Raw genomic sequence first — 19,900 nt, 5'->3', positions numbered from 1 at the left:
CCTCCTGGAACGGGCGAGGGAATTCGTCCGTTCGGCTGGTGGATGCGACGCATGATGACGACAGGGGATTTTCCTCGGGTAGCGTCGGCGACAGTGCAGGTCACAGAAGTGACGGTTGCTCATTCCCGGTTCTTGCGAGGCGTGTTCCCATGACCCTGTCCATTCGTAACCGGCTCCCCGGCACGGTCACCGCCGTCACCACGGGCGAGGCCATGGCGTCGGTGAAGGTGCGCCTGGCCGGCGGTCAGGACATCACCGCCGCCATCACCGCCGACGCCGTCAAGGACCTGGGTCTGGCCGAGGGCTCCGCGGTCCAGGCCCTGGTGAAGTCGACCGAAGTCGCCCTCGCGACCGGCCCGGTGGAGGGCATCTCCATCCGCAACCAGCTCGCCGGCTCCGTCACCGAGGTGTCGACCGGCGGCGCCATGGGCTCGGTGAAGGTCTCCGTCGGGGGCGGCGAGCTGACCGCGGCCATCACCAAGGACGCCGTCGAGGAGCTCGGCCTGAACGCCGGCACGTCCGTCGTCGCCCTGATCAAGTCGACCGAGATCTCCCTCTCCGCCGCCTGATCACTCGCGCCGCGCGAGAGGGCCGCGCTCCCGAGGACAAGAGCGCGGCCCTCCCTCGTTCCTCGGCGAAGCGTGCCAGGGCCCTGCCCTCGACCGCCCCCTGCCGGACCCGTCCCGCGCCGCGCCCGACCTCCGCGTACAACCGCCGCCCGGTGATGCGGCCCGGCGGGCTCGCCTCGTAGGGGAGCAGGATGTGCGGTCCGGACCGGACATCCGCTTGTGCCGGCGCCAGGCCGTACCGAACGTCTCGTTCGGGCCGTTTCCGGCGGGATCGGCGTAGTGCTCGATGCCGCGCTGTGCGATCTTCGCGTACGCGGAGTCGAACTCCTCCTCGGAGACGAGGAAGGCATAGTGCTGGGGAGTTGTCCTGTCCGCCGGGGCCGTGGCGAAGTCCAGCGTGACGCCGTTGCTCAGGTCGACCGCGACGAACGGACCCCCCTCGGCGGTGATCTCAAGGCCCAGCAGGTCGGCGAAGAACTCCGCCGACTCCCGGTTGTCCCGGCGTGGACGATCGTGTGATCCAACTCGACCGACAAGGAACGCCTCCAAGGGCATCTCCTGGCGCCTCCATCGGGCTGGGCCCTGGTCGCACCGTAGGGCGCGTTCCGCTCGTTCCGCGCACGAGGAGCCGCCGCACCCTCCCGCCGAGGGCGGGTGCGGCGGCTCCGCCGATCACGGGGCCGGACGGGGCCCCGTGCCGTTCACCCCACCGGGGCCGTACGGGCGAGGGCGTCCAGGGCCGCTTCTTCGGCGAGGGCGCGGTCCTCCGGGACCAGGCCGATGCGGGTGCGGCGGTCGAGGAGGTCGGAGGTGTCGAGGGCGCCTTCGTGGCGGACCGCCCACACCAGTTCGGCGCCCGTGACGGGGTGGCCGGGCACGACGGGCTCGGCGAGGGCGGGGTCTTCGAGAGCGAGGGCGTGGACGGCCGGGGCCTCGGAACCGTAGCGCTGTACGAGGCGGGGCGGGACGTCGAGACCGGCGAGGGTCTCCGGGCGGGCCGCGCCGACGAGGGGGACGGACGCGGTGCGGCACGCGCCGGCGGTCAGGCCGCGGACGGCGACGGCCGCGTCGACGGCGTCCTGGGCCATGCGGCGGTAGGTGGTCAGCTTGCCGCCGACGACGGTGACGACGCCGTCGGGCGACGTGAGCACGGCGTGCTTGCGCGAGATGTCGGCGGTGCGGCCCTCCGGGTCCCGGGTGTCGAGCAGGGGCCGCAGTCCGGCGAAGGCCCCGACCACGTCGGAGCGGTGGACGGTGACGTCGAGGGCGGAGCCGAGGACGTCGAGGAGGAAACCGATGTCGGTCTCGGGGACCTCCGGAACGTCGGGGACGTCGCCGTCGACGGGCTCGTCGGTGAGGCCGACGTACACGCGTCCGTCGCCCTGGGGCAGGACCAGGACGAAGCGGTTCGTCTCGCCGGGGATCGGGATGTGCAGTCCGGCGGAGAGGCGGCCGAGGGTCTCCGACCGCAGGACGAGGTGGGTGCCGCGCGAGGGCCGCAGACGCACGTCGTCGACGAGGCCGCCCGCCCAGACTCCGGTCGCGTTGACGACGGTGCGGGCGCGGACGCGCAGCTCCTGGCCGGTGGTCTCGTCGCGCACCAGCGCGCCGTCGCCGCGGAGTTCCAGGGCCCGGACGCGGGTGAGGACGTGGGCGCCGTAGGCGGCCGCGGTGCGGGCGATCGCGGTCACCAGGCGTGCGTCGTCGGAGAGCCGTCCGTCCCAGGAGAGCAGTCCGCCGCGCAGGCCGACGGGGCGCAGGGCCGGGGCGAGGTGGCGGGTCTCGACGGCGGACAGCGTGCGCGGCTGCGGCAGCGTGCGGCGCGAGGTGCGGGCGCCGACGCGCAGCAGGTCGCCCGCCACGAATCCGGCGCGGGCGAGGGCGGCCTGGCCGCGGCTGACCAGCGGGGTGAGGGGGAGCACGAAGGGCTGGGCGCGGACGAGGTGGGGGGCGGTGCGCTCCATGAGGATGCCGCGCTCGACGGCGCTCTCGTGGGCGACGTCGAGCTGCCCGGACGCGAGGTAGCGCAGTCCGCCGTGGATCAGCTTGGAGCTCCAGCGGGAGGTGCCGAACGCGAGGTCGTGGGCGTCGATCGCGGCGACGCTGAGCCCGCGGGTCGCGGCGTCGAGCGCGGCTCCGGCTCCGGTGGCGCCGAGCCCGACGACGAGCACGTCGACCGTGTCGCCGTCGGCGAGCCGGTCCAGTGCGCGCCGGCGCCGCTCGGCGTTCAGCGAGGAGCCGGGCAGGGCGGTGCTGCTCGTGGGGTTCATGGGGCGAGGGTCCTCTCCAGCAGGGTGCGCAGCTCTTCGAGGAAGGCGGCTTCGCTCAGTTCGGGATCGTCCTCGTCGGCCATGGTGCGCAGGGAGAGCGTGAAGGACTGGACGACGAGCAGCAGGGACCGGGCCTGCAGGTCGGGGTGGACGCGTCGTACGGAACCGTCCTCGTGTCCTTCGTCCAGTGCCGTGACGAGGAGCCCGAGCAGGGCGTCCTGGCTGGCGCCCCGCCGGTCGAGGACGTACGGCAGCAGCAGCTCGGGGTCGACGTCGAGGATCTTCCGGAACAGCGGATGGGACCGGAACGCGGCGACTCCCGCCACCAGTCCCTCGACGATCCGGGCCCGTTCGGGGCGGTCGTCCCCGGGGGGCGGCATGGCGTCGGCGGCGACGGCGATCCATTCACGGGTCATCAGGTCGCCGACGAGGGTGCGCACGTCGGGCCAGCGTCGGTACAGCGTCATCCGGGACACGCCGGCGCGCCGGGCGACGTCGGTGAGGGTGGTTCGCCGCACGCCGACGGCGAGCACGCAGTCGCGTGCGGCGTCGAGTACGGGATCTGCGTCCGCATGGTTGTGACGAATGGGCGTCATCTGTCACAGTGTAATGCCAGTGCGGGCCGAGCGGCAGCGCTGTCCGTGAAACAGACCGTGAGGAACCTCTCGAAGTGGACATGTTGTGGAGTGGCTGGGGCGACCCGGCCAAGGCGGCGCCCCTGCCCGAATCGGTGACCGGCCTGCTGCGGGACCTGCTCGGTGTCACGCCGCGCGAGAGCGGCCCGTCCGACCTCGCCGACATCGAAGTGCCCGCCCCGGCGCTGACCGACGAGGCGACCAGGGCGCTGCGCGCCGCCGTCGCCGCCCCCGACGCCCTGCGGGACGACGCCGAGAGCCGCATCCGGCACACCCGCGGCAAGTCGACCCCCGACCTCCTGCGCATCCGCGCGGGCGAGGTCGACGACATCCCGGCCGCCGTCGTCCTGCCCGCCGGCCACGACGAGGTCCTCGCCGTGCTGCGGGCCTGCGCGGAGCACGGCCTGTCCGTCGTCCCGTTCGGCGGCGGCACCTCCGTCGTCGGCGGCCTCGCGCCCACCACGAAGCGGCCCTTCGTCGCCCTCGACCTGCGGCGCCTCGACCAGCTCCTCGCCATCGACGAGGTGTCGCGCACCGCCACCCTCCACCCCGGCCTGCGCGGCCCCCGGTGCGAGGCGCTGCTCAACGAGCGGGGCTGGACGCTCGGCCACTTCCCGCAGTCCTTCGAATGGGCGTCCATCGGCGGCTTCGCCGCGGCCCGCTCCAGCGGCCAGGCCTCGGCCGGCTACGGCCGCTTCGACGAGATGGTCCTCGGCCTGAAGGTCGCCACCCCCGAAGGCACGCTGTGGAGCGGCCGGGCCCCGCGCTCCGCGGCCGGCCCCGACCTGCGCCAGCTGATCCTCGGCTCCGAAGGCGCCCTCGGCGTGATCACCTCGGTGACCGTACGCATCCGCCCGCTGCCGCAGAAGCGGATCTACGAGGCCTGGCGCTTCGCCTCCTTCGAAGCGGGCACGGCGGCACTGCGCCGACTCGCCCAGGACGGCCCGCGCCCCACGGTGCTGCGGCTGTCGGACGAGTCCGAGACCTTCATCGGACTGGCGCAGCCGGATGCCATCGGCGACACCGAGCTCCCGCAGAACCCCGGCTGCATGGCCGTCGTCGGCTTCGAGGGCACCGAGGCCGACACGGCCGCCCGCCGCGCCGCCGCCCGCGAGGTCCTCCTCGCCTGCGACGGCGAGTTCCTCGGCGAGGAGGCCGGCGACAAGTGGGAGCACGGCCGTTACGACGCGCCCTACCTGCGCGACGCGCTGCTCGACGCCGGGGCGTTCGCCGAGACGCTGGAGACGGCCGCCTTCTGGTCCGCGATCCCCGGCCTGTACGCGGCGGTACGCGACACGCTGACCCGCACCCTCACCGAGGCCGGCACCCCGCCGCTCGTCATGTGCCACATCTCGCACACCTACGAGAACGGCGCCTCGCTGTACTTCACCGTCGTCTCCGCACAGGGCGAGGACCCCGTCGCGCACTGGGCGCCGGCGAAGCGGGCGGCCAACGACGCGATCCTGGCGGCGGGCGGCACCATCAGCCACCACCACGGCGTCGGCACCGACCACCGCGACTGGTACGCCCGGGAGGTCGGTCCCCTCGGCATCCGCATGCTCCAGGCGGTCAAGGCCGAGATCGACCCGTCCGGCGTGCTCAGCCCCGGGGTCCTCATCCCCGTCCGCTGATCCTCCCGCTGAACCCCACCCGCTGAACCCCTTCCTCCCGAACTCCTTCTTCTGCCGCCCGGAGGCCAGATCCATGCGACAGTTCACCGCCGTCGTCAACCCCACCGCAGGGGGTTCCAGCGGCACGGCGGGTCTGCTCCCGCTGGCCCGGCTGCTGCGGGAGGCGGGCGCGCGGCTCGACACCGTCTACAGCCGCAGCCTGGAACACGCACGGGAACTCGCCCGGGACGCCGGGGCGAAGGGGCACGTCGTGCTCGCCGTCGGCGGTGACGGCATGGCCGGCACCGTCGGCGGCGCGCTCAGCGGCACGGACACGGTCTTCGGCCTGGTCCCCGCCGGCCGCGGCAACGACTTCGCGCGCGCCCTGGGGCTTCCCACGGACGCCCCGGGCCTCGCGAAGGTGCTGCTCGACGGCGAACCGCGGGCCGTCGACACCATCGAGGTGGAGTCCGCCGGGCACACGGGGACCCACGTCCTCGGCAGCGTGTACGCGGGTGTCGACGCGGTGGCCAACCGCCACGCCAACGCCTCCCGTCTGCTGCGCGGCGCGGCCTCCTACTACGCCGGCGGCCTCCGGGCGGTCCTCGCCTGGAAGCCCGCCGCGTACCGCATCACGATCGACGGGATCCGGCACGAGCGCACCGGCTACACCGTGGTCGCGGCCAACTCCGGCTTCTACGGATTCGGAAGGAACGTCGCACCGGGCGCCCGGGTCGACGACGGCCTCCTCGACGTCGTGGTCATCAAGGAGGCGCCCAAGCGTCTCTTCTTCGCCATGATGAACGAGCTGAAGACGGGCGCGCACGTGAACCGCCCCCAGATCGAGATCCTGCGGGGCAGGGAGATTCGCATCGAGGCCGACCGCCCCCTCCCGTACGGCGCGGACGGCGAGGTCGACGCGACCCTGCCGGTGACCCTCAGGGTGAGGCCCGCCGCTCTCCGCGTGCTGGCCTGAGCACGGCGCGGGACCTCCCCCGACCGGTGGGGACGCCGGGGCCGGGCGTCGACGAGCACCCCGGGCCGCGCGAACCTAGCGTGGAGGGGTGGGAACCGACGTCACGGAGGGACCACGGGCATGAACGCCGGAGTGGAGAAGGCCAAGGGCAGGCTCAAGGAGATCGCCGGAAAGATCACCGGCCACGAGCGCCTCGAGGCCGAGGGCAGGACGGACCAGGTGAGAGCCAAGATCCGTCAGAAGGCGACGAGCGTTCGTCGTCGGGCCGAAGGCATCAGGGACTCGTTCAGACACGACCGTTCCTAGGGCGGGCACGGATGCCTGCGGGGCGTCCGCGCCGACGCCCCGCCGCGGGGCTCAGGACGACGGAGGGTGAGTGGCCAGCCAGTGCCGGGCGATCTGCTCGCGCGTGGCGACCCACGCGCCGCCGCGCCGTGCGACGTGCCGAAGGAATCCGTCGAGGGCGCGGACGCGGCCGGGCCTGCCGATGATCCGGCAGTGCAGGCCGACGCTCATCATGCGGGGGCGCTCGGCACCTTCCGCGTGCAGGGCGTCGAACGTGTCGACGAGATAGGCGAGCATGTCGTCCGCGGTCGTGAACCCGTGGACGATCAAGAACTTGAAGTCGTTCGCGTCGAGGCTGTACGGCACCACGAGGTGCGGGCGCCCGGCGGTCTCCACGTAGAAGGGGAGATCGTCCGAATAGTCGTCGGAGTCGTAGAGGAAACCGCCCTCCTCGACGACGAGGCGCCGCGTGGCGGAGCTCGTCCGGCCGGTGTACCACCCCACGGGCCGGCGTCCGACGAGCCGCTCGATCGTCGCGGCCGTGCGCGCGACGTCGGCGCGCTCGACATCCTCGGGCACGTCGCGGTAGTCGATCCAGCGCCAGCCGTGGCCGGCCACCTCCCACCCGGCGGCGCCCATCGCACGCGCAGCGTCCGGATGGCGTTCGAGGGCCTGTCCCACGGCGTGCACGGTGAGCGGCGCACCGTGCGCGACGACCGTGCGGTGGACGCGCCAGAACCCTGCCCGCGCGCCGTAGGCGAACATCGACTCCACGTTCAGATCACGTCCGCCGGTGACCGGCGGCGCGCCGACGACCTCGTGCAGAAAACCCTCCGAGGCCGGGTCGCCGTCGAGGACGTTGCGCTCGCCGCCCTCCTCGTAGTTGAGGACGAGGCTGACGGCCACACGGGCACCGCCCGGCCAGGCGGCACGCGGCGGCTCGGCGCCGTAGCCGACGAGGTCGCGCTGCTGCTCGGACACGGCGGCACCCTACCGCCGGACGGCCGCCCTCCCGCCGAGGCGCGGCGAAGCCGCCTCGGCGGAGACGGGGGCGGCACGACCCCCCGGGCCGCCCCCGCCTCGGCGGCGCGGGCCCGGATCCGTGATCTGATGCACCCAGCCCGTGCCGTTGTCGAATCCCCTCGGATGGCCCGATGAGCACTCCGCACACCCCGGCGTCATCGCCGTCGCGCACGCCGGAGCCGGAGCCCCGGCACGCCGGATGGCTGGAACTCTTCTTCGACCTGGTCTTCGTCGCCGTCGTCGCCCAGCTCTCGCACGGCCTCCACGGCGATCCCGGCCCGCGCGAGTTCGCCGTCTTCCTCGGCCTCTACTTCCCGCCCTGGTGGATGTGGGCGAACCTCACGGTCTCCGCGAACCTCTTCCAGGACGACAGCGCCCGCCGCCGCCTCGTCATGCTGACGGCGATGCTGTGCCTCGCCGTGATGGCCGCCGCGGTGCCCGAGGCCGACGGCGACCGTGCCCCCGCCTACGCCCTCGGCTACGCGGGCACCCGCCTCGTCCTGCTCGCCCTGTGGTGGCCCGCCACGCGCTATCCCGCGCCCCGCACGCTGCCCCGCTGGCGGCCGCTGACCTACTGCCTGCTCTCCGGGGCGCTCTGGGCCGGCTCGGCGGCGGTCCCCGCTCCCTGGCGCTACGGGATGTGGGCGGCCCTGCTGCTGGCGGAGACGGTCCTGCTGCTGACCGCCCGGGGGCGAGGCCTCCCGGGCCGGGTCCACACCGGTCACCTGGTCGAGCGGGTCGGCCTGTTCGTGATCATCGTCCTCGGCGAGTCGGTGCTGGCCCTCATCACGTCCACCGACCACACGTGGACCGCCCGGGCCGGGGTCGTGGCGCTGCTCGGGTTCGTCCTGCTGGCCGCCCTCTGGTGGTCCTACTTCGACTTCGCCTCGACGGCGGCGGAGCGCGTCATGGGCGCCGCCGGCACCCGCGAGGCCTACTTCCTCGCCCGGGACGTGGGCGGCTTCCTCCACTTCTTCGTCACCGCCGCCGTCATCTCCATGGCCGCCGGGCTGGCCACGGCCGTGGAGGAGTCCGGCCACGAGCACCTGGCGCGGGGCGCGGTCTGGGCCCTCGCCGGCGGGCTGGCGGTCTACCACGGAGCGCACGCCCTGATCGCGCTCCGGTTCGGCCGTCCGCCGCGTCAGGTGGCCGTCTGGGCGCTGCCCGGAGTCGCGGTCCCCCTCCTGGTCGTTCTCGGCACGGACGTGCTCGCCCCGTGGCTGGTGGTCCTCCTCCTCGCGGCCGAGGCCATCGCCCACCTCCTGTACGCCAGGACCGTGCTGTCCCGCCGTCGGGCCGCCGGCACCGCGTAGCCGGTCCGACCCGACCGCCGCCCGGTCCGGCGGTGCTCCGCCGGACCGGACCGCCGCACCCGCGTGCGGCGCGGGAGCGCGTCAGACGTTGCGGCGGTACTGGCCGCCGACCTCGAAGAACGCCTCGGTGATCTGCTGGAGGGTGCAGACCCTGGCCGCGTCCATGAGGACGGCGAAGGCGTTCTCGCCGCTGACCGCGGCCTCCTTGAGGGCGGCCAGGGCCGTGTGGGCCTGGTCGTGGTGGCGGGTCTGGAAGTCCTGCACCCGCTCCAGCTGGGACCGCTTCTCGTGCTCGGTGGCGCGGGCGAGTTCGACGGTGCCGGGTTCGGCGGTGTCCGCGTGGGGGTTGCGGAAGGTGTTGACGCCGATGATGGGCAGGGTGCCGTCGTGCTTGCGCTGCTCGTAGAGCATCGACTCGTCCTGGATGCGGCCGCGCTGGTAGCCGGTCTCCATCGCGCCGAGCACGCCGCCGCGCTCGCTGATGCGCTCGAACTCCTGGAGCACGGCCTCCTCGACCAGGTCGGTGAGCTCGTCGATGACGAACGACCCCTGCAGGGGGTTCTCGTTCATCGCCAGGCCCCACTCCCTGTTGATGATCAGCTGGATGGCCAGGGCGCGGCGGACCGATTCCTCGGTGGGGGTGGTGACGGCCTCGTCGTAGGCGTTGGTGTGCAGGCTGTTGCAGTTGTCGTAGATGGCGATGAGCGCCTGGAGGGTGGTGCGGATGTCGTTGAAGTCCATCTCCTGGGCGTGCAGGGAGCGTCCGGAGGTCTGGACGTGGTACTTCAGCTTCTGGGAGCGCTCGTTGGCGCCGTACTTCTCCTTCATCGCCACCGCCCAGATGCGGCGGGCGACGCGGCCGAGGACGGAGTACTCGGGGTCCATGCCGTTGGAGAAGAAGAACGACAGGTTCGGGGCGAAGTCGTCGACGTCCATGCCGCGGGCCAGGTAGGTCTCGACGTAGGTGAAGCCGTTGGCGAGCGTGAAGGCGAGCTGGCTGATCGGGTTCGCGCCGGCTTCGGCGATGTGGTAGCCGGAGATGGACACCGAGTAGAAGTTGCGGACCTTGTTCGCGATGAACCACTCCTGGATGTCGGCCATCATCCGCAGCGAGAACTCGGTGGAGAACAGGCAGGTGTTCTGGCCCTGGTCCTCCTTGAGGATGTCCGCCTGGACGGTGCCGCGCACGGTGGCGAGCGCGTGGGCGCGCAGCTCGGCCGCCTCCTCGGCGGACGGCTCGCGGCCCTCGGCGGCGCGGAACCGGTCGAGCTGCTGGTCGACGGCCGTGTTGAGGAAGAACGCGAGCACCGTCGGGGCCGGCCCGTTGATCGTCATGGACACCGAGGTCGTCGGCGCGATCAGGTCGAAGCCGTCGTAGAGCGTCTTCATGTCGTCGAGGGTCGCGACCGAGACGCCGGAGGTGCCGACCTTGCCGTAGATGTCGGGGCGCTCGCCGGGGTCGCGGCCGTACAGCGTGACCGAGTCGAAGGCGGTGGAGAGCCGGGTGGCCGGCTGGCCCTCGGACAGCAGCTTGAACCGGCGGTTGGTGCGGAACGGGTCGCCCTCGCCGGCGAACATCCGCGCGGGGTCCTCGCCGTCGCGCTTGAAGGGGAACACCCCGGCGGTGAAGGGGAAGTGACCGGGCAGGTTCTCGCGGCGCCAGAAGCGCACCAGCTCGCCGTGGTCGGCGAACCGGGGCAGGGCCACGCGCGGGATCTTGTTGCCGGACAGCGACTCGCGGGTCAGCTTGGTGCGGATCTCCTTGTCCCGGATCCGCACGACCTGCTCGTCGCCGGAGTACGACTCCACGACGGCCGGCCACTTCTCGATCTGGTCCGCCACCTCGTGGGGGAGCCGCTTGCGGGCGTCCGTGAGCAGCGCGTCCACGCCGGCCTCGTCGTACTCGGCCCGGGCGAGCTCGGCCTTGACCGTGTCCAGGCGCTGCACCCGGCGCGCCGCCTCGACGAGGCGCTCGGTCTCCGAGTGGTACGTGCGGACGGTCTCGCTGATCTCGGTGAGGTAGCGGACCCGGTCGGCGGGCACGACCTGCCGGATGCCGGAGGAGTGGCGCACGTCGACCGGCGCCAGCGTGCCCGGGGCGAGCGTGAGCCCCTTCTCGGCGAGGGCGGTCTTGAGGTGCTGGTGGAGCGCGGTGACGCCGTCGTCGTTGAAGGTGGCCGCCGAGGTGCCGTAGACCGGCATGTCCTCGGGCCGCTTGTCGAACGCCTCGCGGTTGCGGACCAGCTGACGGGCCACGTCGCGCAGGGCGTCCTTGGCACCGCGCCGCTCGAACTTGTTGATGGCCACGACGTCGGCGAAGTCGAGCATGTCGATCTTCTCCAGCTGCGAGGCGGCGCCGAACTCCGGCGTCATCACGTACAGCGAGGTGTCGACGAACGGAACGATCGCCGCGTCGCCCTGGCCGATGCCCGGCGTCTCCACGATCACCAGGTCGAATCCGGCGGCCTTGACGACGTCGATCACGTCGGCCAGGTGCTCGGGCAGTTCGTGGCTGCCGCGGGTGGCCAGGCTGCGGAAGAAGACCCGGTCCCCGTCGAGGGAGTTCATCCTGATCCGGTCGCCGAGCAGCGCGCCGCCGCCGCGGCGGCGGGTCGGGTCGACCGCGATCACCGCGATGCGCAGCTTGTCCTGCTGGTCGACGCGGAGCCGGCGGACGAGCTCGTCGGTCAGGGACGACTTGCCGGAGCCGCCGGTGCCGGTGATGCCGAGGACGGGCGTGACGCGAGCCGCCGCGGCGGCTCGCAGCCGGTCCAGGAAGTCGGGGGACAGCTTGCCGAGCTCGGCGCCGGTGATGGCGCGGGCGATCGCGAACCGGTCGCCCGCGAGGACCGCCGCCGCGTCGGCCGGACCGCCGTCCCAGAGGTCGAAGTCGCACTGCTCGATCACCGAGTTGATCATCCCGGCGAGGCCCATCCGCTGGCCGTCCTCGGGGGAGAAGATGGTGACCCCGCTGTTGCGGAGCCGGGTGATCTCCTCGGGCACGATGACGCCGCCCCCGCCGCCCACCACGCGGATGTGGTCCGCGCCGCGCTCGCGCAGCGACTGGACCAGGTACTCGAAGTACTCCACGTGCCCGCCCTGGTAGGACGAGACCGCGACGCCGTGGACGTCCTCCTCGAGCGCCGCGTCCACCACCTCCTGCACGGACCGGTTGTGCCCGAGGTGGATCACCTCGGCGCCTTGGGACTGGAAGATCCGCCGCATGATGTTGATCGAGGCGTCGTGTCCGTCGAAGAGCGCCGAGGCGGTGACCAGACGGACGGGGTGCACGGGCCGGTGCAGAGCGGTCATGTGGACCTTCCCGGGGAGGTAAGTGGGACCCCACAGATAGTAGGACGTCCTACTAGTTTCGCAGAAGGTGAGACCGGTGTGACCGGGTGCACACCGGCGGGGGCGGTCCCGGAGATCGGCGCGGGGCGGGGAACACGCCGTCCACCTGGGGAAACAGAAGGGCGTCCGCCGGTGGGTGGCGGACGCCCGTGTCGTGCGGGGACGGGGGTGTCGGGCCCCCGGGGCCGGTCAGCCGACGATGGCGACCGGGGCGTCCCAGGCGTTGCGGTCGACGGTGATGGTGTGGCCGCCGCGGGTCTCCCTGCTGTTCGCCTTGTACTGGTGGCCGCGGCTGTGGTCGGTGTACAGCTTCGGGTCCCAGGGCCAGTCCTTGGTGGTGGTCTCCTGGCCGTTCCACAGGGCGTACCAGAGGTTGCCCGGCAGGTCCGTGCGGTCCTTGGCCGTGGCGACCGCCTTGGCGCTGGAGCTGCTGAAGCCGTAGAGGCCGGCGCGGTAGGTCTTGGCGCGCAGGGTCTTGGTGAAGGACCGCACGTAGGCGAGGGTGGCGTCGTTGCACGCCTTGTCGGCGGTGTCGTACGGCTCCATGTCGAGGTAGACCGGGCTGCCGGGCCTCATGCCGAGCGCCGAGGCCTTGGCGACCGCGTCGTCGGCGTTGCTCGCCCCGACCGAGACCGCGGTGGCCGCGGTGAACCTCTCCTTGTTCCCGCTCTTCTGGCAGGGAGGCTGGGCGCCGACGTACAGCGGGATGACCCGCCAGCCGAGCGTGTCGACCGACTTCACCCACGACCTGGTCAGGTTGGGCTGGGCGCAGCCGCGGTTCTTCCCGCCGACGTAGACCGCGACGCCGCCGTAGTACGCGTCCTTCTTCCACGCCTTCATCGCGGTGAGCGAGGGCGCCGTGCAGGCGTCGAACGCCCGGCCCGTGTACGTCCGCTGGGCCGGCCACGCGGTGGCCGCCATCGAGGTCTGCGCCGCGACCCCGGCACCCGCCACGACCGCGACGGCCGTCGTCGCCAGCGCCATGCGACGGCCTTTCCTGGACAGCCGGTGCTTCGCCATTCCCCACCCCACACACGATCGGGCTCCGGCCTCCCGGAGCCCGCTCACTCTACTGGGGGAGCCGGGCGGGACCGAACGGGCGGCGCACGCCGACGGGGTGTCGGTGTGCGCCGCCCGGGGGAGCGGCCCGCTCGGTGTGTCCCGGTCACTTGGGGTCGCGGTTGAAGACCTTCTTGGTCCAGAGGTGGCCGAGGACGGCGAGGGCGAGGCACCAGGCGAGGGCGAGCCAGCCGTTGTGGCCGATCTCGGTGCCCAGGAGCAGGCCGCGGAGGGTTTCGATGGCGGGGGTGAAGGGCTGGTACTGGGCGATGGGCTGGAACCAGCCGGGCATGGCGTCGATGGGGACGAAGGTGCTGGAGATGAGCGGGAGGAAGATCAGCGGGAGCGCGTTGTTGCTGGCGGCCTCGGCGTTCGGGCTGACCATGCCCATCCCGACCGCGATCCAGGTCAGCGCCAGGGCGAACAGGACCAGCAGACCGAGGGCCGCGAGCCATTCCACGGCGGTGGCGTTCGTGGCGCGGAAGCCGATGGCCACCCCGACCGCGCCGACCAGGACCACGCTGATCACGGACTGCAGGACGCTGCCGATGACGTGGCCGGTGATGACCGAGCCGCGGTGGATGGCCATGGTCCGCAGGCGGGCGATGATGCCCTCGGACATGTCGTTGGACACGGAGACGGCGGTGCCGATGGTGGTGGAGCCGATCGTCATCAGCAGCAGGCCGGGGACGAGGTAGGCGATGTAGTCGGAGCGGTCGCCGCCGCCCAGGCCCGCGCTCATCGTGTCGCCGAAGATGTAGACGAACAGCAGCAGGAGCATGACCGGGGTGAGCAGCAGGTTCAGGGTGAGGGAGGGATAGCGGCGGGCGTGCAGGAGGTTGCGCCGCAGCATCGTGGTCGTGTCACGGACGGCCAGGGACAGGGTGCTCATCGGGCGGACTCCTTCGGCTGGGCGGGAACGGTGGTGGCGGTGAGGGCGAAGAAGACGTCGTCCAGGTCGGGCGTGTGGACGGTGAGTTCGTCCGCCTCGATGCCCGTGGAGTCCAGCCAGTCGAGGACGGAGCGCAGTTCGCGCTGGCTTCCGTCGCTGGGCAGTTGCAGGGCGAGGGCCTCGTCGTCGCGTGCGGCGCCGGTGAGGGCGGTGGCGGCGGCGCGGTACGCGGTCGGGTCGGTGAAGCGCAGCCGCACGTGCCCGCCGGGGATCAGGCGCTTGAGTTCCTCCGCCGTGCCCTCGGCGGCGATCCTCCCGCCGTTGAGGACGGCGATGCGGTCGGCGAGCTGGTCGGCCTCCTCCAGGTACTGGGTGGTGAGGAAGACCGTGACCCCGCCGGTGACGAGCTCGCGGATGATGCCCCACATGGTGTGGCGGGAGCGGGGGTCCAGGCCGGTGGTCGGCTCGTCCAGGAAGATGATCCGCGGGCTGCCGACCAGGGTCATCGCGATGTCCAGGCGGCGCTTCATGCCGCCCGAGTAGGTGGACGCCGGCTTCTTCGCCGCCTCGGTGAGGTCGAAGCGCCGAAGGAGTTCGGCGGTCACCCGCCGGCCCTCCTGCTTGGACAGGTGGTGCAGGTCCGCCATCAGGAGCATGTTCTCCTCGCCCGTGATCAGGCCGTCCACCGCCGAGAACTGGCCGGTGACGCCGATCGCGGCCCGTACCGCCTGGGCCTCGGTGGCGAGGTCGTGGCCGCCGACCCGCACCTGACCGCCGTCCGCCGTGATCAGCGTGGACAGGATCTTCACCGCCGTCGTCTTGCCCGCCCCGTTCGGACCCAGCAGGGCGAAGATCGAGCCGGTCGGGATGTGCAGGTCGATGCCGTCCAGGACGGTCTTGTCTCCGTAGGACTTGCGCAGGCCGACGGCGGTGATGGCGGCCGACGGCGGTCGCCCGTCCGTCTGATTGGTCATGGGCATGACAGAAGAAGGCATGGGGCCCTCCGATCGAAGGGGGAAGGGGAGGAGGGGAGGAGGGGAGAAGGGGTGCGACTGGGTGCGGAGCCGGCGCTCAGGCCTTGGCGCGGCGGATGTCGATGTTGCCGTGGCGGGTGCGGGCGCGGACCTCGACGGTGTCCTCCGCCTTCCCGGGGGCCTCGGACGCGGTGAGCCCGTTGCGCACCTGGCCGGAAATCGAGTGGGCGTCGAGCCAGGCGGCCACGCCCTCGCGGATGCCGACCTCGATGGCGCCGTACGAGGTCTCCAGCTGGACGGTGCCGCTCGCCACCTCGCCGACGCGCAGGGTGCCGTGGGCGGTCGTGGCGGCGACCGAGGCCTCGGCGCGGCCGATCTCGATGTCGCCGTTGGCGCCGCTCACCCGCAGGTCGCCGGTCGCGGCACCGAGGGTCGTGGTGCCGTGCGAGTTCTTCAGGACGGCGGGGCCGTCGACGAGGCCGACCCGCAGGCTGCCGGAGCTCGTGGTGATCTCGGCCTTGCCCTCGACCCGGTCCACGGTGATCGAGCCGTGCGACGCGGTCAGGTGCAGCGGGCCGGTGGTGTCGAAGCGGGCGTCGCCCGCCGAGGTCTTCACGCGGACCTCGCCGAGCCGGCCCTCGCCGAGCACCTGGGTCCAGGCGCCGGTCAGGTCGATCCGCGAGCCGGCGGGCAGCTCGACCGTGACGTCGACGACGCCGGTGCGGCCGAACATGGTGGACTTCGGCGTCCTGACGGTCAGCACGCCACTCGCGTACGTGACCTCCGTCTGGTCCGCGGTCCGCGCGTCCAGGTCCTTCTGCGGGTTGCGCGCCCGCACCTCGACCACGGTGTCGGTGCGGTCACCCGCGATGAACTGGATGGAACCGGCCTCCACGCGCGCCGTGGCCGAGATCGGTTCGGGGGTGTCGAAAGAAGGCATGGCTGTCCCGTCCTCTTGAGTCTTCAGGTCGTCCCCGCAGGTGGGACGCGGTGTGGGTGAGGTGGTGCGGGTGGAGCGGCGGGGCCCGGGGTGCGGCTAGCGCACCCAGCCGGTGATGCTCTGTCCGACGCTCTGGGGCCTCTCCGGCGTACGCGGCCGGGTGCCGCCGCCGACCGCGGCCGACACGGCCCGCACCAGCCAGGCGTTGACCGACAGGCCCTCGCGCGCCGCCGCCTCCTCGGCGCGGGTCTTGAGGTGGGCCGGCAGGCGCAGGTTGACGCGGGCGGTGCCGCCCTCGTCGCCCTCGCCGGGTGCCGGGGCCGGGAGCGGTTCGGTGGCGGCGTCCGGCTTCGGGGTGCCACCAGTGGTGGGCGGGGGCGTCACCACGAAGTCGGGGTCGAGGCCCCGGAGCCGTACGTCGACCGAACCGGGGGCGAGTTCACGGGTGATCTCGTCCGTCGCGGCGGAGAGCGCGTTGAGCAGGGTCAGCCGGGCCGCCGATTCCAGGGGGGCGGTGAGCCGCTCGGCCAGCTCGCGCGCCTCCTCGCCGCCGGCTTCGGCGGCCACCGCGAGCTCGCGGCGGAGGTTCTCGACATACGGGGTGAGGTCCATGACGTCATGATGGCACCACTATGGCGCCATGCGCAAGCGCCGCGGGGGAGGGGGTGGCGCCTTTCCTGGCTGAACCGCCTGTGAACTGCGGAAACTTCGTGGTGTCTTGCGGGGTGGGCATGGTGCCAGGTGGGGCCTGCCGTGGTGGCCGGTGTTACGTGGCACCGTGTGGCGCCACGCGGTGCCACGCGGTGCCACGCGGCGCCACGCGGTGCCACGCGGTGCCATGGCGTGGCGCAGGGCGACCGGCGCCCCCGAAGGAATCCGCCGGCCGCCCCGCTTCCGTCACCTCGGGTCAGCTCACGACGCGTCCCGCACCCTGCCCGTGACCTCCGGGCCCGGGACCGGCTCCCAGGACCCGTCGTACGTGTACGACGAGCCGCGGAGGAGCTCCGTCGGTTCCGCCAGCCCGTCCCGGGCCGTGGGGACGGTCACCTCCGTGGTCGTCCGGCCCGCGGGGACGGAGAACCACAGGTTCGTGCCGCCCTCCAGCGTTGCGGACAGCGGCCTGCCGGGCTCCGTCACCTCGCCGAACTGCGCCTCCAGCCAGGCCCGGTCGACATCCGTCGTGGACAGTTCCGGACCGTCGGTCACCGCCTCGAGGCGGATCCCGCCGGAGATCTCTGCGTCGGCCGGCGCGGAGAGCGTCACCCGCCACACCAGCGCGGAGCCCTCGGCCACGTCGTCCGCGACGGGCGTCAGGCGCACGGTCGGCATGGCGTCGTCGTTCCGCGCGGTCACGCCGCCCCGGTGCGAGCCGACCACCGTGCCGCGGACCGCCTTGACGAACGCGTCGTGGGTCACGTCGTAGCCGTAGCGCGTGTTGCCCCGCACCTCGACCGGCACGTCGATGTCGTGGCGTCCCGGACGCACCGTCACCGTGCGGGACGTGACCCCGTCGGTGCCGGGTACGGGGACGAACAGACGGACCTGGCCGCTGCCCCGGCCGGAGACCGTCACCGGCACCCGGTAGGTCCGGACCCCGGAGTCGCCCTCCGCGACCGTCAGGCGGCCGATGTCGACGCGCGCGAGCGGTGCGGGGGCCGCCGCCGGGGTGCCGGGGCGCCAGCCCCAGGCGTCCATCAGCCAGGCGCGGCCGACGCCGCCGCGCGGGGTCAGTTCGAGCGTGCCGATCCGCTTCAGGTCCAGGCCCGCCCGGACGGCGGCGGCCAGCGGTACGCGGAGCTCGCGGCTCCAGTACGCGGTGGTGCGCGGGCTGCCGGGCAGTCCGTCGACGCGGGCACGGCCCAGGTGCGCACGGCGGCCCGAGGCGTCGGTCACGGCGACGTCGAGCTCGGTGCCGCTGCTGTTGGGCGGGACGATCACGCGCAGGGCCAGGGACCCGGCGCCCGCGAGGGAGACCGGCCGGGCCGGGCGCACCGCGACCGGGCCTCCCCGGCCCGTCCACTTCATCGCGACGGCGTCGCGGCCGGGCTCCGGGGAGGTCTCCCAGAACGCGAAGTGCGGCGACCACCCCTCCTCGGGCGACAGGCAGGCGCGGGCGGCGTCGGGGTCGATCTGGGCGCACAGCCGGCCGCCGCCGGTGACGGTGACCGAGGGGCCCGGAAGGAACGCGGGCGTGCGGTGCGCGCCGACCGCGTGGGTGAGGACCCGTGCCGGTCCCGCCGACGGCGCCCGGCGGCCGGTGCCGTCGAGCAGCGGCCGGACCGCGTCGTCGCCCCCGACGAACAGCCGGGCGGACGCGGCGACGTAGGTGGCGCCGACGGCCTGCTGCTGGGTCGCCGTCAGACGGGTCGCCGTGCCGGGGGAGCAGACCGGGTCGGTCCCGTCGTCGGACGAGAAGTCGTCGATGGCCGGTGCCTTCGCCTGCCCCGGAGTCCACTCGGAGTTGAAGAAGTTGTGGTTGGCGCCGACGACGTAGGCCGCGCTGTGCAGGGCGGTGCCCCGGCTGACGCCACGGGTGCCGTCGACGTAGATCTGGCCCTGGAGGTCGGACACGTCGCCGTCGCAGCCCGGCAGGATGGTGGTGGAGGGCACGTCGGGGGCCGGGTTCTGGCCGAACACGGTGGGCCCGATCAGGACGTTGCCGCGGATCTTCCACCGCACGGGACCCCGGTAGCCGTCCTGGGCGGCGGGCGGCGGGTTCAGGCTGTCGAGCGCGGCCCGGTTGACGCCCTCGCCGCCCCGGGAGTGCCCGACGAGGAGGACCCGCGAGAGGTCGGCGGGCGCGGTCCTCCGTACGGCCGCCGGGGCGGAGGCCGGGTGCGCGGACCAGTCCGCCCAGCGGGCGAGGTGGAGCCGGACCAGGGAGGAGCGGGCCTGGGCGCCGGCGTCCTCGAGGTTCCCGTCCTGCCCGTTGACGCCGTTCGCGGCGATGGACACCGTCACGTACCCCTGGGAGGCCAGGAGCCGCTGGGCGCGCAGATAGCCCTGCTCGCTGGGGATCGGCCGGGTGCCCGCCGGGCACGGCCAGGTGATCCGGACGTCCTCCGTCCCGGGGGTGTAGCAGGTGTCGTGGCGGCCGTGCAGGAAGAGGGCGACCGGCCGCCTGCCGGGTGCTCCGGCCGGGCCGACGACGGTGGCGCGCATCTCGACGGGCTGCGGGAGGCCGGGCAGGCGTACGGACCTGAGGGCGTACTCGCCGCTGACGGTCCGGTAGCGGCCCGGCGCCCCCGGGTCGACCGGGTTCGCCGGAAGCGGCGCCTCCGGCACGGCGGCGGGGACGGGGGGACGCTCGCGCGCGGCGCCGGCGCGTCCGGCCGCGTCGAGCCGGCGGCCCCCGGCCGTCACCCGCAGTTCCATGCTCTCTTCGAGCCGGAGGCCGCCGAGGGGCAGGGCGAAGGAGCGGCCGTCCGGCCGGGGGAGCGGCCGGCCGAGGAGCCGCTCGCCGGCGTGGAACTCGATCCGGGCGTCGCCCGCGGGCACGCGCTCGGGCGAGGTCCAGACCAGCTGCCTGCCCGCGCCGTCCCCGGTGACCTGCCAGCCCTCGGGGAGGGTGAGGTCGCCGGACCGGCTCTCCGGGGATCCGGCCCGCGGTGACGCGGGTGAGGGCTGCGCGGACGCCGGCCAGGGCGACGCCGCGGTCAGTGCGAGTAACGCCACGGCGGTGGTCACGCCGCGTGTGACACGTATCAAAGCGGTCTTCCTCACGATCGGTCTCGTCGGGGCGACGGGGAGGCCGGATTCCGGTCCTCCCCGCTGCCCCTCTCGTTCCGTGAGGACGGTGACGGACACCCGTCGGTTGTCTCATGCGGCGTCAGAAAGGAGACGGGGAACGGTGTCGTCACGAACGGGGCCGGGCCCGGGGGGGGGGGAGCCCCCCCCGCCCGCCCCCGGGGGCCGGGGGGGTAAAGCGCTTTCGTAACCGGGCACGGTGAAAACCAATTACCCCCCCCCCAACAAAACCAAAAACAAAATAAACAAACCGGGG

The 19,900-nt window shown here is 73.2% G+C and carries 15 protein-coding genes and 1 pseudogene; 5 read left to right on the top strand and 11 right to left on the bottom strand.

The window, feature by feature from the left end; genetic code table 11:
- Positions 1-149 precede the first annotated feature (149 nt).
- On the top strand, positions 150-569 hold the full coding sequence (locus ACFYUZ_RS17280) for a molybdopterin-binding protein (RefSeq protein WP_389309925.1): 420 nt from the start codon (positions 150-152) through the stop codon (positions 567-569).
- A gap of 252 nt (positions 570-821) precedes the next feature.
- Here ACFYUZ_RS17280 and ACFYUZ_RS17275 read toward each other — a convergent pair.
- The 3 genes and pseudogenes from ACFYUZ_RS17275 to ACFYUZ_RS17265 form a co-directional block, all read right to left on the bottom strand.
- Positions 822-1,105: pseudogene (locus tag ACFYUZ_RS17275) on the bottom strand (VOC family protein); the annotation flags it as partial.
- 165 nt (positions 1,106-1,270) lie between these two features.
- Positions 1,271-2,839, bottom strand: coding sequence for a glycerol-3-phosphate dehydrogenase/oxidase (locus ACFYUZ_RS17270; protein ID WP_389309922.1), 1,569 nt, complete (start codon positions 2,837-2,839; stop codon positions 1,271-1,273).
- The gene (locus ACFYUZ_RS17265) at positions 2,836-3,435 is read right to left on the bottom strand and encodes a TetR/AcrR family transcriptional regulator (RefSeq protein WP_389309919.1); all 600 of its coding nucleotides are present in this window, start codon (positions 3,433-3,435) and stop codon (positions 2,836-2,838) included. Before ACFYUZ_RS17265 ends, ACFYUZ_RS17270 begins: the two co-directional genes overlap by 4 nt.
- Positions 3,436-3,509: 74 nt before the next feature.
- Between ACFYUZ_RS17265 and ACFYUZ_RS17260 the strand changes: the two genes are divergently transcribed.
- The 3 genes from ACFYUZ_RS17260 (at position 3,510) to ACFYUZ_RS17250 (ending at position 6,366) form a co-directional block, all read left to right on the top strand.
- A complete protein-coding gene (locus tag ACFYUZ_RS17260; protein ID WP_389309916.1) occupies positions 3,510-5,105 on the top strand; it encodes an FAD-binding oxidoreductase in 1,596 nt (531 codons plus the stop codon).
- A gap of 73 nt (positions 5,106-5,178) precedes the next feature.
- Positions 5,179-6,060: a diacylglycerol/lipid kinase family protein gene (locus ACFYUZ_RS17255; RefSeq protein ID WP_389309914.1), complete on the top strand. Its 882-nt coding sequence runs from the start codon at positions 5,179-5,181 to the stop codon at positions 6,058-6,060.
- A 120-nt stretch (positions 6,061-6,180) separates the two neighbouring features.
- Positions 6,181-6,366, top strand: a complete 186-nt coding sequence (locus tag ACFYUZ_RS17250; RefSeq protein ID WP_389309911.1) for a CsbD family protein — start codon at positions 6,181-6,183, stop codon at positions 6,364-6,366.
- 51 nt (positions 6,367-6,417) lie between these two features.
- On the opposite strand, the gene puuE is transcribed toward ACFYUZ_RS17250, so the two are convergent.
- Complete coding sequence (puuE, locus tag ACFYUZ_RS17245) at positions 6,418-7,326, bottom strand: allantoinase PuuE (protein WP_389309908.1); 909 nt, start codon at positions 7,324-7,326, stop codon at positions 6,418-6,420.
- A 173-nt stretch (positions 7,327-7,499) separates the two neighbouring features.
- Between puuE and ACFYUZ_RS17240 the strand changes: the two genes are divergently transcribed.
- A complete protein-coding gene (locus ACFYUZ_RS17240; RefSeq protein ID WP_389309906.1) occupies positions 7,500-8,681 on the top strand; it encodes a low temperature requirement protein A in 1,182 nt (393 codons plus the stop codon).
- Between the two features lie 81 nt (positions 8,682-8,762).
- Here the strand turns inward: ACFYUZ_RS17240 and icmF are convergent, their stop codons facing one another.
- The 7 genes from icmF to ACFYUZ_RS17205 form a co-directional block, all read right to left on the bottom strand.
- On the bottom strand, positions 8,763-11,993 hold the full coding sequence (icmF, locus tag ACFYUZ_RS17235) for a fused isobutyryl-CoA mutase/GTPase IcmF (RefSeq protein WP_389309904.1): 3,231 nt from the start codon (positions 11,991-11,993) through the stop codon (positions 8,763-8,765).
- A gap of 228 nt (positions 11,994-12,221) precedes the next feature.
- Positions 12,222-13,052, bottom strand: a complete 831-nt coding sequence (locus tag ACFYUZ_RS17230; RefSeq protein WP_389309901.1) for a glycoside hydrolase domain-containing protein — start codon at positions 13,050-13,052, stop codon at positions 12,222-12,224.
- Positions 13,053-13,197: 145 nt separating this feature from the next.
- The gene (locus tag ACFYUZ_RS17225; protein ID WP_389309899.1) at positions 13,198-13,983 is read right to left on the bottom strand and encodes an ABC transporter permease; all 786 of its coding nucleotides are present in this window, start codon (positions 13,981-13,983) and stop codon (positions 13,198-13,200) included.
- Positions 13,980-14,978 (bottom strand): ATP-binding cassette domain-containing protein, encoded by a 999-nt coding sequence (locus tag ACFYUZ_RS17220; protein ID WP_389309897.1) that lies wholly within the window; start codon positions 14,976-14,978, stop codon positions 13,980-13,982. Before ACFYUZ_RS17220 ends, ACFYUZ_RS17225 begins: the two co-directional genes overlap by 4 nt.
- A 76-nt stretch (positions 14,979-15,054) precedes the next feature.
- Positions 15,055-15,897, bottom strand: coding sequence for a DUF4097 domain-containing protein (locus ACFYUZ_RS17215; protein ID WP_389309895.1), 843 nt, complete (start codon positions 15,895-15,897; stop codon positions 15,055-15,057).
- Between the two features lie 96 nt (positions 15,898-15,993).
- Positions 15,994-16,509, bottom strand: a complete 516-nt coding sequence (locus ACFYUZ_RS17210) for a hypothetical protein (protein WP_389309892.1) — start codon at positions 16,507-16,509, stop codon at positions 15,994-15,996.
- Positions 16,510-16,809: 300 nt separating this feature from the next.
- Positions 16,810-19,605, bottom strand: coding sequence for an alpha/beta hydrolase family protein (locus ACFYUZ_RS17205; RefSeq protein WP_389309889.1), 2,796 nt, complete (start codon positions 19,603-19,605; stop codon positions 16,810-16,812).
- Positions 19,606-19,900: the final 295 nt, after the last annotated feature.

It is taken from the genome of Streptomyces sp. NPDC004266, assembly GCF_042874095.1.
In the GTDB taxonomy this organism is placed as follows: domain Bacteria; phylum Actinomycetota; class Actinomycetes; order Streptomycetales; family Streptomycetaceae; genus Streptomyces.
This window is presented reverse-complemented; position numbering and strand designations above follow the sequence as displayed.

Coding starts and splice junctions, on each gene's coding strand:
- ACFYUZ_RS17230 (WP_389309901.1), bottom strand. CDS start 13,052: ATGGCGAAGCACCGGCTGTCCAGGAAAGGCCGTCGCATGGCGCTGGCG.
- ACFYUZ_RS17215 (WP_389309895.1), bottom strand. CDS start 15,897: ATGCCTTCTTTCGACACCCCCGAACCGATCTCGGCCACGGCGCGCGTG.
- ACFYUZ_RS17265 (WP_389309919.1), bottom strand. CDS start 3,435: ATGACGCCCATTCGTCACAACCATGCGGACGCAGATCCCGTACTCGAC.
- ACFYUZ_RS17280 (WP_389309925.1), top strand. CDS start 150: ATGACCCTGTCCATTCGTAACCGGCTCCCCGGCACGGTCACCGCCGTC.
- ACFYUZ_RS17220 (WP_389309897.1), bottom strand. CDS start 14,978: ATGCCTTCTTCTGTCATGCCCATGACCAATCAGACGGACGGGCGACCG.
- ACFYUZ_RS17255 (WP_389309914.1), top strand. CDS start 5,179: ATGCGACAGTTCACCGCCGTCGTCAACCCCACCGCAGGGGGTTCCAGC.
- ACFYUZ_RS17240 (WP_389309906.1), top strand. CDS start 7,500: ATGAGCACTCCGCACACCCCGGCGTCATCGCCGTCGCGCACGCCGGAG.
- ACFYUZ_RS17250 (WP_389309911.1), top strand. CDS start 6,181: ATGAACGCCGGAGTGGAGAAGGCCAAGGGCAGGCTCAAGGAGATCGCC.
- ACFYUZ_RS17210 (WP_389309892.1), bottom strand. CDS start 16,509: ATGGACCTCACCCCGTATGTCGAGAACCTCCGCCGCGAGCTCGCGGTG.
- ACFYUZ_RS17270 (WP_389309922.1), bottom strand. CDS start 2,839: ATGAACCCCACGAGCAGCACCGCCCTGCCCGGCTCCTCGCTGAACGCC.
- ACFYUZ_RS17225 (WP_389309899.1), bottom strand. CDS start 13,983: ATGAGCACCCTGTCCCTGGCCGTCCGTGACACGACCACGATGCTGCGG.
- icmF (WP_389309904.1), bottom strand. CDS start 11,993: ATGACCGCTCTGCACCGGCCCGTGCACCCCGTCCGTCTGGTCACCGCC.